Consider the following 14,108-nt stretch of genomic DNA (forward strand, 5'->3'; position numbering starts at 1 on the left):
TTAAATTAAAATATTGGAATTAGCTTTTCATCTTTATTTTGTAATTTCTGTATGGCTAAATGGAGTGAATTTTCCGTTAGATGAAGACCATTTTGGCTTAGTTCAAAGGTTTTTAATAGTGCTTGTTTAATAATTGAAGAGGTGTCTTCAAATAGTATTTCATCAGTTATTTCTCCCTCATTTTCCATCAAATAGGAGAAAACTCGGGCCATCCCGCAATTGGCAATGAAGTCAGGAATAATGGAAACTTTACTATCTATTTCGGATAAAATAGGTCCCATAAATATTTCTTTGTCATTAAAAGGTACATTAGCGCCACAACTAACAACTTCTAAACCGTTTTGAATCAAAGTATCCAACTGCGATTTTTCAACCATTCTTGATCCAGCTGCAGGGATGAAAATTTCGGCTCCAACTGACCATATTTTTTGCATTACTTCTTCATAAGGAAGAAAGCACAATTCTGACTCTAAGTTAGCTTTTTTAAATAACAATTGTTGTATTTCTTCCAGATTATATCCTTCCGTTTTTACAAAACCGCCATTGCGATTAAGGATTCCAACAATTGAAACTCCATACTTGGATAAATAAAAACCTGCCGCAGCACCTACATTTCCCCAACCTTGAATAATGGCTCTTTTTCCTTTAATAGTGCCGCCCCAAATAGTATAATAATGCTTGATAGCTTCAGCTACACCATATCCGGTAATTAAATCGGCTACTTTATAATGAACTATGCCCGATGGAATGTATTTATTGTCTGTGACAATTTTAGATACTCCATATTGCAATCGTTCTATTTTCTGTTGGTTTTCACCTCTTTCAATATTAAAATAACCATTGACAACACCTTCTTGTGGATGTGCTAATCCAAAACTTTTTGTAATAGGGATTACTTCATGCAATTCATCTACATTTAAATCACCTCCGGTTCCATAATAACTTTTTAACAATGGAAGTATGGCTTTATACCATCTTTCTAAAACCCCTTGTTTTCTTGGGTCTTCTGGATCAAAATTAATACCTGATTTGGCGCCCCCAATTTGAGGACCAGACACCGTAAATTTTATCTCCATGGTTTTTGCCAAGGATTGTACTTCGTCTCGGTTCAATCCTTTTCGCATTCTAGTACCACCACCGGCGGCACCACCTCGCAATGAATTGATAACAACCCATCCTTTGGCTTCTGTCTCTTTGTCAGTCCATTCAAAAACAATTTCTGGCGCACTACGTTCGAAAATTTCAATTAGATTCGACATCTCTTTGTATTTAGTTTTGTTACTAACAAAATTAATTCAACAAAGAAGTAGTAAGAACATAATGCTGATAAAAATGTTTAATATTGGTGTTTTATTCCTAAATAATTTGTTTTAGTAGAATATTAATCTAAAAATGTTTCATAAATTTAACACAACTTTTATTCTCACTTAAAATGAATCCACAATTAGATACAATAGATCTTCAAATTCTTGGTTTATTACAAGAAGATGGACGCATTACTATAAAAAGTATGTCGGAAATTTTAAAGCTTACAGCAACTCCTATTTTTGAAAGAATAAAGAAATTAGAGAAAAACGGCTACATAAAAAAATATGTAGCTTTACTAAACGAACGTAAATTGGGTTTGAAACAAGTAATATTTATCAATTTAACGTTGAAAGAACACAACAGGAGTTATCTGGAAAAGTTTGTAAAAGAAGTAAAGGAATTCCCCGAGGTTATAGAATGTTATCGAATTACTGGGAATTTTGACTTTCTAATAAAAGTTTTGGTAGAGGATATCGAAAGTTACGAGACTTTCATTTTAACAAAACTGTCGTTGCTTGCAAATCTTGGAAATGTACAAAGTCATATTGCCCTTTCTGAAGCGAAAAACTCGACTAAAGTTAAATTAAAATAGTGTTCGATTGTTTTTTATCAAAGTAAAAATCTAGGACCTTTGGTGTTTGGTCAATTAGCAAAGTCTTATTTTAGAAGCAATCATAATTTTGAAAGTACTAAATCAAAAAGACTATCAAATTGCGGGAGTGGGGTGAGAGGCGCATTCCATTAGTTTATAGTGGAGCCGTCTACTTGATTTTAAGCGGTTTTTCTTATTTAAAACTTAATTGACAATTCCAGATGTCCGCCTAAACCAAGTTCAACTATTTTTTGTAAAGTAGAGAATCTGGCTTCTTTTACATTATTCTCAATTTTTGAAATATACGATTTTGTTGTTCCAGTTTTTTCCGCAAGTTGTTCCTGCGTCAAACCTTTTTCAAGTCTCGCATCATGAATCATTGCTCCAATTTTAAAGTTTTCATAACCAGCATCAAGGTCGTCACGTTTTGATGTTCCAACTTTTCCGTATTGCTTATCTTTAAATTGACTAAGTGTTTTAATATTGTTATTATTATTATTATTATTCATTTTCATATTCGTTTTTAATTTTTAAAGCCTTTTCAATTTCCTTCTTTGGTGTTTTCAGTGTTTTCTTTTGAAATCCATTTGTCAGAATTATTAATTGACCTTGATCAAAAAAACAGAAGATTCTAAAAATATCACTTCCTTGTTGAACTCTGATTTCATATAATCCATCTGTATTTTCAAGATGTTTCAAATATGTTTCTGGAATCCTTTCTAATTCTTCAATTAATTCTAATGTCCAGATAATTTTTGCCTTGACTTTTTCACGTTGCTTTACAAAGAATTCTTCAAAGTAATCTTTGTAAAATATAATTGTTCGTAGCTTCTGCTTATTGTCACTTGTGTAAAGATAAATAAGTTGTTCTAAAGTACAACTATTGAAGTAGTGTTATTTATGTATTTCGGGTTTCCAAAATCGCATATAACGTTCTGGCGCTTTGAGATGGTGGGGATTTCGTAACCGCTCAATTTTCGGCTTAACGAAAACTTGATGCGAAACGATAATTCCACTAAAATCCAGCTATATCAAAACAGCTGTTGGCAGATCGGTTTTCTATTTTTAGATATATTCAATTTCAATTTCTGAACAAGCTTCGTTTCCAAATTTAACCTTAATAGGTAGTTCTTTCAAACTCGATGCAATATCAATTCCAGAATTATGACTAACTTTAATTTTCATTTTTTTGACGTTCTGGTTTTTCCCTTCTTTGATTATTTCTTTAATAGCTTCAAGTTGTTTCTCTGTTGTTTTTTCTGGTGAAAATGTTTTCATAATCAACCAACTTATTGGATTTACCAATAGTAATAAATCATCGCTTTTAACAAAATCGATTGCTTTTTTAAAACCTTCTTTTGTAGTCAAGTCAAATTTTTTTTCTGTCATTTTTAAGTTTAGTTTGATTGTTTAAATCATTAATTTCTAATCGTCATTATTATTGTCATCAAAATCCCCGTAAAATCCTTCATTATAACTTTCGTTAAAGTCTCCACTTTCTTCATCATCACTTCCGTTGTACATACTGTCTTCTCCGTAGTGTTGATTGTTTTCTTTGTCTAATTCATCATTTGGGTCACTTAAATAATTTTTCATAATAAAATTGTTTTGTTATTTTTTTGATTTTCGATATATTTCTATTTTTCCAGTTCGTCCAAACTGTCTGCCAACGTTCTCGCACCTTGCGCCGTTTGCGACTTACGAATAAAAACGGTAATTCGCAAATGGCGCAAGACGTGTGTTAGGCGACGTACTATTTGTTTATTGTTTCGTTCCACCTATCAAGTGCAGATACAAAATCATCTGGTTTATAATCAATTATTTTTTTGTAATGGGTTAAAATCCCTACTTTATTGTCAACCAACATTTTATTAAAATTTTTTGCTTTTGTAGAATTTATAATCTGACTTTCTATTTTTATTGCATTTCGAATTGTTAAATCATAAATTTTATTATGGTTTATTTCAATTCCTTTTTCTTTAAGTCTTGGACTATTTTTACAATAATTAGATATTGTTAGAATTACATTTAAAATTCTAATGATGGGATGAGGATGTGTACTTTCTTCATAATATATTTCATCTTTATATGCTTCAAACGATAGAAAATATAATAATATGCTACTGCTGAAAACTTCGATTACTGATTCAACTTGATAAGATGTCAATTCTTCTCCAAAAATTTTAAAAGCATATTGATGTATATGTGCAGAAATAAAAGTTGCGCTAAAAGTGTCAGCATCAAATTCTAGTTTATGCTTTTTTAAATCGTATTCTTGAACTTCAGTTGGTCTTTCAAATATAAATGATTTTAAACTTTCAGAGTTTTGAACTAAATGACCTAATTCGTGATAAAATGTAAAATGAAGTGCAACTTGATACATTAAAATATGAATTGGATTGTCTAGAAAATTATAAATTTTGTTGTAGTCTGAATGAAGTAATTCGTGAATTTCATTTTTTTCAAAAATGTTTTGGATAAGGAAAATCATTAATCCAGCGTTAATACAAATTAAATTATATTTGTCTGTAGTACCAGCTTTGGCATTTACACTTCTATTATTCAAATAGAAAATATAACTCTTCTTTAAATTAAATCTTGAACTATTATTTGTTAAGGTAGTTTTATAAAAATCAAAGACTTTTGACAATTCTTCTGCATATGGAGAATCAGTAAAATCGAAAATTTCTTCACTTTTAAAGTCTGTTTCATCTAAAACAGTTTTAATTTCATTTTCATATTCTTTTGTCATTATTTTCTTCGGTTTTTGTCGTATGTCACCTAACGTTATGCCACTTTGAGATGGCTGGAAGTTCGTAACCTTTCAGTTTTCGGCTTAACGAAAACTTGATGCGAAACGATAATTCCACTAAATTCCAGCTAGTTCAAAATGGCTGTTGTAAGTAGGCTTTTCTATGTTAGAGTTCCAATAAATTCAATCAATTTAGGGATAGTGTCGTAAATACCTCTTGAGGCTAGGGAGACTGTAATTTTACCGAGCCAACTCATTATTTTTTCTTTTCTATTAGGTGTTCCCTTTGGATTTTCAATATCAATTATTTCTAATTCTTTTAATGAATCCTCTTCAACCCCTAATTCCCTTAACTTGTTTTTTTGCTCTTCGTTAATAGTTACATTAATATCACCTTGTTTAATATTTTCTCCTGCAGCTACATTTAATGGATTATTGTTGCCATAGATGTTATTGGTGATAATATTTTGAGCTTTTTCTTTATTATCTTCGTTCAAAACATAGTTTTTGTCTATTTGAGGAAATTGGTTTTCAAGTTCTTGTAAAGTGTCCAATAGTTTTTGTTTTGTTATTTGAACAATGTTTTGAAGATGTGACTTTCCAACAGTCCTATGTGCGCTTCTAATTTGCCCATGTTGTTTTTTAATTGAACCATAAAATTCGGCAAGGATCCTTACCATTCCGCCTGGTAAACTTATCGAACCTGAACTTCCTTCCATTTCCGCTATATTCTGTTCTACGATATAAATTGGTTCAATAAATCTATGATGGTAAATTGAATCTTTCATGCTTTCATCTGCCTCATCTGGAAGGACAACAGGAAATGTTCTTATTTGTGCGTACGGGAATTCAGCTGTTAGTTCTATTTCTGACCAAACTTTTCTGTATTCAGGTAAAATTTCATCATCGATATTATATCCATTCAATTCTTTCGATAGCCAATTTTTAAAAGTGTCATTTTTAATTTGATTTGCTATCAATTTTGCTCTGGTTAAACCTTGAGCAACGGTGATTCGGTCGTATGCTATGTCGGTTATTAATTCGTGTATCATTCGTTTTTTTTAAGCTTACTTACAACTCATTTATATACGCAATAAACATTCGCATATCTACCCAAAATGAGGTAGATTACCGCTATTGCGTAGCGTTTATCTAACAAATATAATCAAATTTCTACTTTGATTAATCGTAAAAATTTAATAAAAAACAGCAATTTCATCCAACTCTTTTCGCTTAATATCGGGAACCCAACATTCAGAAGCGGGATAACCGACAGGGATCAATAAAAAAGGTTTTTCGTTTTCGGGACGATTCAGAATTTTACTCAAAAAGCCCATAGGATTTGGTGTATGAGTCAAAGCGACAAGACCTGCATTATGAATGGCCGCGAGTAAAAATCCTGTAGCAATCCCCACACTTTCCTGAACATAATAATTGTTTTTCTTTTGGCCGTTTGAACCCAATTCGTAGCTGTGTTTAAAGATGATGATGAGGTAGGGAGCGGTTTCAAGAAAGGGCTTGTGCCAACCAGTCCCGAGAGGTTTTAAATCTACCAGCCATTCACTCGACATTCGAGATTCATAACCTTCTAGCTCTTCGGCTTCAGCGGCAATGCGGATTTGTTTTTTGATTTCTGGGTTTTCAACAATGCAAAAGGTCCAGGGTTGTTTGTGTGCTACAGATGGAGCGGTTGAAGCGGTTTTTATCAAGTTTTCTATTACTTCTAATGGAATGGGTTGGTCTGAGAACTCACGAACCGAACGTCTTTCATCCATTTTATTGTAGAAAGTAGCAGCTCGATCCAGCATTTCTTCTTCAGAAATTATCGGTTTTTGATACGATATATAAGGGTACTCTTCAATCAATTTTTTTTCAGACATAGTGTAGTTGTAAGTAACAATAGGAATATTTTATATCTTATTTAATTTTTCTTTAAAAAAAGCTATTGTACGTATCCAAGATAAAGTAGCAGCTTTTTCATCATATCTGGGTGTGGTATTGTTGTGAAAACCATGATTGACGCCTTCATAAAAATAAGCAGTATGCTCGACTTTGTTCTTTTTTAGAATGCTTTCATAAGCGGGCCAACCTTCGTTTACTCTAGTATCTAAACTGGCATATTGTAATAGTAAAGGTGTGCGTACTTTTTCGGCATCTTCAGTAGTGGGCTGTCCACCATAGTAAGGAACTGCAGCAGCTAAAGTTGGAATTTTAACAGCCATCATATTGGCAATCCAACCTCCAAAACAAAATCCGACTACCCCAACATTTCCGTTACAATCTTTGTGTTTTTTTAGGAATTCGTAGGCGGCAATAAAATCTTCGAGCATTTCTTCACGGGTGCGCTTTTTTTGCATTTCTCTTCCGTCATCATCATTTCCGGGATAACCACCCAATGGCGATAAAGCATCTGGAGCCAAAGTGATAAATCCTTCGATAGCGGCTCTTCGTCCTACATCTTCAATATAAGGATTAAGTCCTCGATTTTCATGAACCACAATAATTCCAGGTAACTTTTCATTGGTTGCTATGGGTTGAGACAATAGTGCTTTAATCGCTCCGCCACCTTCAGGAGATTCAAAAATTGTGAATTCCGATTGCAGCCTTGGATCGTCTGGTTTTATTAAAATGGAGTCCTCATAATTTGGAGTCATAAAACTCAGAAGTGCAGGAAGTGTAAGACTTCCTACTGCAAAAAAGGATAGTTTTTCTATGAATTGCCTTCTTTCAATTTTATTATGGGCGTAGTCGTCGTAAAGATCAAAAAGCGCTTGTGGAATATCTTCTTTTGTGATTTCTTTCATAATGGTATTTTTTGAAGATACCAATATAAGAAATATTATACTTGTTTTACAGCTTGAAATTAGTCTGATGTGTATAAATCCTCAACAAAAAGCCTTTTTTTTAGTTCAATTTGATTAAGCGATATTTGCCATTCCATCTGGAAACGGTCTGTAAGCATAGTATTGCAATACTTCTTCAATTGCCATTTTTAGGGCCTGGTTTATTGGGAGTATAATAGATGCCAAGTGATAATCGATTTGAGTGAGTTGCATATAATAATCCGTAAAAATAGGAACATAAAGGCCTTTGCTGATGGCTTCTTCGGTATTATTGAAGTTTTCTGATTGGTCCTCTTTTATGATTTTGCAGGTGGCCAATCGTAGTTTTCCGTATTTATCTCTATTGGCGGCATAGCCAAAAAGGCGGCATATTAATCCGCGGTAACGATAGTTGCTACAGCTTCCGTTGTACTCTTCTAAAAGGGCTAGAGGTCGGTAAATATGGCAGGTAGTAATAGAAGTATTGTTTAATTCTAACAAAGTTTCTTCGGCTTTGCCATTCAAAAATAAATGCAATGCCCAAGGTAAAAATTCTAAAGGAGATGCGTCGATTTCAGGATTCGAACAGCATTTGCCACAACCAGTTAGGCAATGTAATTTGGTTTCGGATTTGAAATTTGAAATTTCAAAATCAAGACGGTCAAATAATTCTTCAACCTGCCGAACCTTGTGCTCTATTGCCATTATTTTTTGTGAAAGGTAGTCTATTATAAAATACTAAAGCTAAATTGTCTTTACAAGATGTTTTTATTTTAAATGGAATTGGCATTTAAATTGATTTTATTTGCGTTTTTTTGGATTTAAAACAGCTTTGTTTTTTATTTCTTCTTGTTTGTATATCTCAATGTTTTTCTTTGATAGTTTTTGTTCTAGCCATAAAATCATTTTTTGTTTTGAAGTTTTCTGTAGTATCTCTTTGCTACGATAAACAAGCACTGGAACTACTTTTGAACTATCGGTATTGTTGTAATAAGTATGGTTAGAAATAGAAATGTCTTCAACTTCTGGAAACAATATTCGTACTTCGGATAATATCGAATTATTATCATAGTGATCCAATTTGATTTGATTTTCTAAATTGGCAATCTGAAGGTCTTTTTTATTGATTCCGGTTTTTCCGAAATTGATTTCATTTAAAATGAATTTCTTAATGTCAGTGGTGTCTTGTTTAATTATTAATTGGGTGTTTGGAATATTGTAAACATTTAATTTTTTATTGAGTTGCTTTATTTCCTCTGGTGTGAATTTTTTACTTAAAAAAGCAAGGTCTATTTTTTTGGGATTGGTGTTTAATGTTGTTTTGTTGTAAAGAAGTGCGTAACCTTTGCTTGTAAATTCATTATTTATGAAAAAATCCACATTTTGAATGTATTTTTTTTGATTAATTAGTTGATAAGCAAAATAAATGCTAGGCAGCATTAATGCCAAAGTTAGTACTGTTATCGCATATTTTACTTGTTTTTCACTTTTTTCATCCACCTGTTTTTTTGAAGGGTATTTTAAATATTTGACAATGAAAAAGGTAGCAATACATATGAAAACACAATTTATAGTGTATAGAAACATAGCACCAAGAAAAAATCTAAAATTACCTATTGCAAGGCCATAACCCGCAGTACATAATGGAGGCATCAAGGCGGTAGCAATTGCAACTCCAGGAATTGGATTTCCTTTTTCGACTCTGGTAATGGCAACAACGCCTACTAAACCACCAAAAAAAGCAATTAATATATCGTAAATATTAGGGGAAGTTCTTGATAATAATTCAGATTGAGTATCCTTAAAAGGACTGATGTAAAAATATATACCAGAAACTACCAAGCCAACAATTGTTGCTATGGCTAAGTTTTTAAGCGCTTTTTTAAGAAGTTCAAAGTCAAAAATTCCTAAACCAAAACCAGCACCAACGATTGGTCCCATTAAAGGTGAAATAAGCATCGCGCCTATAATTACGGCAGTTGAATTCATATTTAATCCAACAGAAGCAATGACAATAGCACAAGCCAAAATCCATAAATTAGAACCTCTGAAAGAAATATTGGATTTTACGTTTTCCAATACCTTTTTCTTGTTTTCTTCTCCTTGATGAAGGTCTATAAATGAAGTTACCTTGTTTATCATTAATTCTGTTTTAAAGTATTGTAATTATTAGTTCTGAAAATTTAAAAATAGATAAAGGAAAACAAATTATTGGTATTAATTAGTCCTTATCTATATTGATTTATAAATATACATTAAAATTAGTATAGATTTTGCTGTTTTTTTATTGAGATCCAATCTAAAGCTTGTTTTTTAGTTAATTTTACTTTCAAATTAAAACGTACCAAATGGCATTATTAAAAAGGATAAATGAAAAGGCGAAGTCTTATTTAAGTTCCGGTTTTGGATCAAATACAAGTAATTATGGTGGTCGTTTTGTTAATAAAAATGGCACTGCCAATGTTGAAAAACGGGGCATGCATATCTGGATGCGAACCAGTTGGTTTCATACCCTTATTGATATGGATGCTTGGAAATTTTTATTGATTATTTTGTCTTTTTATATAAGTATCAATTTTGTTTTTGCCTTTATTTATTTTTCTATTGGGATTGAAAACTTGCATGGTATAGACTCATCAGGTTCTGAATGGGTACAATTTGGTCAAACTTATTTTTTTAGTGCGCAGACATTTACCACTGTAGGGTATGGACATATTAGTCCTTCAGGTTTTATGGCAAGTGCTGTTTCTACCTTAGAAGCCTTAATTGGTTTGTTGAGTTTTGCTATTGCTACTGGTTTGTTCTTCGGACGTTTCAGCAAACCAGTTGCTTTTTTAAAGTTTTCTCATAACGCACTAATCGCTCCTTATGGTGATAGTACTGCTTTGATGATTCGTCTTACTCCTTTTAAAAACACCAATCTTACGGATGCTGAAGCTAAAATAACTTTAGGAATGAGTGTTGAAGAAAACGGAAAAATGAGTAATAAATTTTATTCATTAGACCTTGAGATGGAGAAAATTAATGCACTTACCTTAAGCTGGACCTTGGTACATCCTATAAATGAAAGTAGTCCATTATATCAATTTACAAAAGATGATTTTGAGACACTAAACGGTGAGATTTTAGTTTATATCAAAACTTTTGATGATATGTTTAGTAATATAGTTGCTATTCGAACTTCGTATACTTTTGAAGAGGTAGTTTACGGAGCCAAATTTAATCCAATGTATTCAAGAAACGATACCAATACTATAACGATTTTACATCTGGATAAATTAAACGATTTTGAATTGGTTCAATTATAAAATTTACAGTTTCAAAAAATATTTATTATATTTGTTCATTAAATATTAAAAAACAATGAACAATATTAAAACTGTCTTTAGTATAAAAGATTTAGAAAATCTTTCTGGTATAAAAGCACATACGATTCGGATTTGGGAAAAAAGATACAATATTTTAGAACCTTTACGAACGGAAACCAATATCAGAACCTATGATTCAATTAATTTACAAAAGCTTTTAAATGTTGTTTTGTTAAATAACTATGGGTATAAGATATCTAGAATAGCTGAATTTCCTGTAGATAAAATCTCTCTAATTGTTCGCGAAATTGTTTCCGAAAAAAACGCTAATAATCACGCATTGAATACTTTTAAGTTGGCGATGGTGAATTTTGATCAAAATTTATTTGTTACTACTTATAATAGTTTACTTTCAGAAAAAACATTTCGAGAAGTTTTTTATGAAGTATTTATTCCACTTATGAACGAAATAGGTTTGTTGTGGCAGTCAAGCACTATTAGCCCTGCTCAAGAACATTTTATTTCTTTTTTAATTAAACAAAAATTACTAATTAATACTGAGAAAGTACAAATGTTGGAACTAACAAAAACTGATAAAGTTTTTGTTTTATACTTACCAGAAAATGAAATACATGAGCTAGGTTTGATGTATTTGAACTATGAAATTTTGTTACATGGGTATAAATCAGTATATTTAGGCGAAAGTGTTCCTCTGGAGAGTTTAATGGATATGAAAAAACACTTCGATAATATTGTATATATATCGTACTTGACTGTAAAGCCAACAAAAGATGAAATTGAGGATTATATTAAAGATGTTTCCGATAGTATTATAGTAGGAAATGCTAAAATTTGGTTTATTGGTAAAATGACTGAATTTATTGATACTGAAAACCTTTCTAGTAATATTTCTGTTTTTAGTTCTATCTCAGATTTGGTTTGTGAATTATAATTTGCTGTTAAAAACTATTTTTTGTTTAAACTTATTGTATATTTGCTAAACAAATGAAAAAAACAATTACAATTATCGGGTCTGGATTTTCTGCTTTGTCAGCCTCGTGCTATTTAGCGAATAGTGGTTTTGACGTGACGATACTCGAAAAACATAAAACTGTAGGAGGTCGTGCCAGACAATTTATTAAAGAAGGTTTTACTTTTGATATTGGTCCAACTTGGTATTGGATGCCTGATGTTTTCGAAAAATTCTTCGCCGATTTTGGCAAGAAACCTTCTGATTATTATCATTTAGATAAGCTTAACCCAGCCTATGAAGTGTATTATAATGAGTTAGATTCCATTAAAATTCCAGATAATTTGCCCGAAATTGTGTCTATTTTTGAAAAAGAAGAAAAAGGTAGTGCCCAGCATTTAGAGTCATTTCTAGATAATGCCAAACACAATTATGACGTTGCTATTAAGGATTTGGTGTATCGTCCTGGCATCTCAATTACTGAATTGATAACGCCCGTAACGATTAAAAAAGCCAATCAATTTTTTTCTACAATTCGAACAAGTGTCCGAAAAAAAATAAAAAACAATCGCTTGCAGCAAATAATGGAATTTCCGGTTTTGTTTCTTGGTGCAAAACCATCCAATACACCTTCGTTTTATAGTTTTATGAATTATGCCGATTTTGGTTTAGGTACTTGGCATCCCAAAGGAGGAATGTATGAGGTCGTTAAAGCGATGGTAACATTGGCAATCGAATTGGGCGTGAAGATTGAAACCAATCAAAATGTCGAGAAAATCAATGTCGCGAATGGAATTGTAAAAAACGTTATTTCAAACGGGAAACTAATTTTATCGGATTTTGTATTGAGTGGTGCCGATTACCATCACACAGAAACTTTATTAGACGAAAAATACAGAGGCTATTCTGAGAAGTATTGGGATTCAAAAACTTTCGCACCTTCGTCATTATTATTTTATGTTGCTTTCGACAAAAAAATAGAGAATGTCTCCCATCATACATTATTCTTTGATACGGACTTTGATGTCCACGCAAAGGACATTTATGACAATCCTAAATGGCCTGAAAAACCACTTTTTTATGCCAGTTTTCCAAGTAAGACAGATTCAACTGTGGCTCCAGATGGCAAAGAAGCAGGAATTTTTCTGATTCCTATTGCGCCAGGAATTGAAGATACTCCAGAAATCAGGGCAACTTATTTTGAAAACATTATTGCAAGATTTGAAAAATTGACCAATCAAAAAGTGGCTGAGAATATTATTTTTAAAGAAAGTTATTGTGTTAATGATTTTGTCAATGATTACAATTCATACAAAGGGAACGCCTATGGATTAGCTAATATTTTGACTCAAACCGCTTTTTTAAGACCCAAAATTATCAGTAAAAAAGTGCAACATTTATATTTCACAGGTCAATTAACGGTACCAGGTCCCGGTGTTCCGCCCTCAATAATTTCAGGAAAAATTGTATCTGACTTAATCCTAAAACAACTTAAAAACGAAAACTATGAAACAACTATTTGATGATGTGTCTTTTAAATGCAGCGAGTTGGTGACAAAGAGTTATAGTACATCTTTTTCTTGGGCTGTTAAAATGCTTGCACCTAGTATTCGGGAAGACATTTATAATATTTATGGTTTTGTGCGTTTTGCAGATGAAATTGTCGATTCTTTTCATGGATATGATAAAGAAAGTTTGATTACGGATTTTGAAAATGAATATTATAAAGCTCAAAAATTGGGAATTAGTTTGAATCCAATTTTGAATTCTTTTCAGCATACTGTAAAAAAAAATAAAATCGAAGATGATTTAGTTCAGTCGTTTTTAAAAAGCATGAAAATGGATTTGGTAAAAACGGATTACAATCATGTAAAGGACTATAATGATTATATTTATGGTTCGGCGGATGTGGTTGGTTTGATGTGTTTGAAAGTTTTTGTAAAAGGCAATGGTAAAAAATATGATGAGTTAAAACCCGAAGCCATGCGTTTGGGGTCTGCTTTTCAGAAAGTGAATTTCTTGCGTGATTTAAAAGATGATAATTTAATGCTAAACCGTAATTATTTTCCAGGAGTCAATTTGAACTCTTTTGATGAAAATGCTAAAAACAGAATTATCAAAGAAATAGAAGAGGATTTTAAAGTCGCATTGCAAGGAATTAAAAAGTTGCCTTTAGAAGCAAAATTCGGAGTATATACGGCTTATGTCTATTATAAAAAGTTATTAAAAAAGCTCGAAAAAACACCCTGTCATAAAATTGGCACCGAGAGAATTCGGGTTTCGAATTATGCCAAAGCGAGATTGTTTGCCAATTCTTTTGTAACTTACAAACTGAATATGCTGTAATTGTAAGGCT

Annotated in this window: 16 protein-coding genes; 5 read left to right on the plus strand and 11 right to left on the minus strand. The window is 31.9% G+C overall.

Annotated elements, in window-relative coordinates:
- Positions 1-5: 5 nt before the first annotated feature.
- A complete protein-coding gene (locus tag E0F76_RS08320; RefSeq protein WP_132004136.1) occupies positions 6-1,259 on the minus strand; it encodes a Glu/Leu/Phe/Val dehydrogenase dimerization domain-containing protein in 1,254 nt (417 codons plus the stop codon).
- A gap of 173 nt (positions 1,260-1,432) precedes the next feature.
- Between E0F76_RS08320 and E0F76_RS08325 the strand changes: the two genes are divergently transcribed.
- Positions 1,433-1,900, plus strand: coding sequence for an Lrp/AsnC family transcriptional regulator (locus E0F76_RS08325; protein ID WP_132004139.1), 468 nt, complete (start codon positions 1,433-1,435; stop codon positions 1,898-1,900).
- A 197-nt stretch (positions 1,901-2,097) separates the two neighbouring features.
- Here E0F76_RS08325 and E0F76_RS08330 read toward each other — a convergent pair whose 3' ends face one another.
- The 10 genes from E0F76_RS08330 to E0F76_RS08370 form a co-directional block, all read right to left on the minus strand.
- Positions 2,098-2,409 carry a helix-turn-helix domain-containing protein gene (locus E0F76_RS08330; protein ID WP_132004142.1) on the minus strand — a complete coding sequence of 104 codons (312 nt, stop codon included), beginning with the start codon at positions 2,407-2,409 and terminating at the stop codon, positions 2,098-2,100.
- A complete protein-coding gene (locus tag E0F76_RS08335) occupies positions 2,402-2,761 on the minus strand; it encodes a type II toxin-antitoxin system RelE/ParE family toxin (protein WP_132004145.1) in 360 nt (119 codons plus the stop codon). Before E0F76_RS08335 ends, E0F76_RS08330 begins: the two co-directional genes overlap by 8 nt.
- Positions 2,762-2,965: 204 nt before the next feature.
- Entirely contained in the window at positions 2,966-3,289 is a 324-nt protein-coding gene (locus tag E0F76_RS08340; protein WP_132004148.1) for a hypothetical protein, read from the minus strand.
- 36 nt (positions 3,290-3,325) lie between these two features.
- A complete protein-coding gene (locus E0F76_RS19285) occupies positions 3,326-3,496 on the minus strand; it encodes a hypothetical protein (RefSeq protein ID WP_165932667.1) in 171 nt (56 codons plus the stop codon).
- A 157-nt stretch (positions 3,497-3,653) separates the two neighbouring features.
- Entirely contained in the window at positions 3,654-4,652 is a 999-nt protein-coding gene (locus tag E0F76_RS08345) for a hypothetical protein (RefSeq protein WP_132004151.1), read from the minus strand.
- Positions 4,653-4,813: 161 nt separating this feature from the next.
- The gene (locus E0F76_RS08350; protein ID WP_132004154.1) at positions 4,814-5,704 is read right to left on the minus strand and encodes an AbiTii domain-containing protein; all 891 of its coding nucleotides are present in this window, start codon (positions 5,702-5,704) and stop codon (positions 4,814-4,816) included.
- Between the two features lie 144 nt (positions 5,705-5,848).
- Positions 5,849-6,532 (minus strand): nitroreductase family protein, encoded by a 684-nt coding sequence (locus tag E0F76_RS08355; protein WP_132004157.1) that lies wholly within the window; start codon positions 6,530-6,532, stop codon positions 5,849-5,851.
- Positions 6,533-6,562: 30 nt separating this feature from the next.
- Positions 6,563-7,456: a dienelactone hydrolase family protein gene (locus tag E0F76_RS08360; RefSeq protein WP_132004160.1), complete on the minus strand. Its 894-nt coding sequence runs from the start codon at positions 7,454-7,456 to the stop codon at positions 6,563-6,565.
- Positions 7,457-7,570: 114 nt separating this feature from the next.
- Positions 7,571-8,179, minus strand: coding sequence for a YkgJ family cysteine cluster protein (locus tag E0F76_RS08365; RefSeq protein WP_132004163.1), 609 nt, complete (start codon positions 8,177-8,179; stop codon positions 7,571-7,573).
- A 96-nt stretch (positions 8,180-8,275) separates the two neighbouring features.
- Positions 8,276-9,616: a TIGR00341 family protein gene (locus E0F76_RS08370; protein WP_181954036.1), complete on the minus strand. Its 1,341-nt coding sequence runs from the start codon at positions 9,614-9,616 to the stop codon at positions 8,276-8,278.
- A gap of 206 nt (positions 9,617-9,822) precedes the next feature.
- On the opposite strand from E0F76_RS08370, the gene E0F76_RS08375 reads away from it, so the two are divergent.
- The 4 genes from E0F76_RS08375 to E0F76_RS08390 are packed head-to-tail and all read left to right on the plus strand — an operon-like array spanning position 9,823 to position 14,098.
- Positions 9,823-10,782, plus strand: a complete 960-nt coding sequence (locus E0F76_RS08375) for an ion channel (RefSeq protein ID WP_132004166.1) — start codon at positions 9,823-9,825, stop codon at positions 10,780-10,782.
- A 55-nt stretch (positions 10,783-10,837) separates the two neighbouring features.
- On the plus strand, positions 10,838-11,734 hold the full coding sequence (locus E0F76_RS08380) for a MerR family transcriptional regulator (RefSeq protein ID WP_132004169.1): 897 nt from the start codon (positions 10,838-10,840) through the stop codon (positions 11,732-11,734).
- 53 nt (positions 11,735-11,787) lie between these two features.
- Positions 11,788-13,275, plus strand: coding sequence for a phytoene desaturase family protein (locus E0F76_RS08385; protein ID WP_132004172.1), 1,488 nt, complete (start codon positions 11,788-11,790; stop codon positions 13,273-13,275).
- On the plus strand, positions 13,259-14,098 hold the full coding sequence (locus E0F76_RS08390) for a phytoene/squalene synthase family protein (RefSeq protein WP_132004175.1): 840 nt from the start codon (positions 13,259-13,261) through the stop codon (positions 14,096-14,098). The genes E0F76_RS08385 and E0F76_RS08390 overlap by 17 nt, the downstream gene beginning before the upstream one ends.
- Positions 14,099-14,108: the final 10 nt, after the last annotated feature.

Source organism: Flavobacterium cellulosilyticum, from assembly GCF_004349355.1.
Classification (GTDB): domain Bacteria; phylum Bacteroidota; class Bacteroidia; order Flavobacteriales; family Flavobacteriaceae; genus Flavobacterium; species Flavobacterium cellulosilyticum.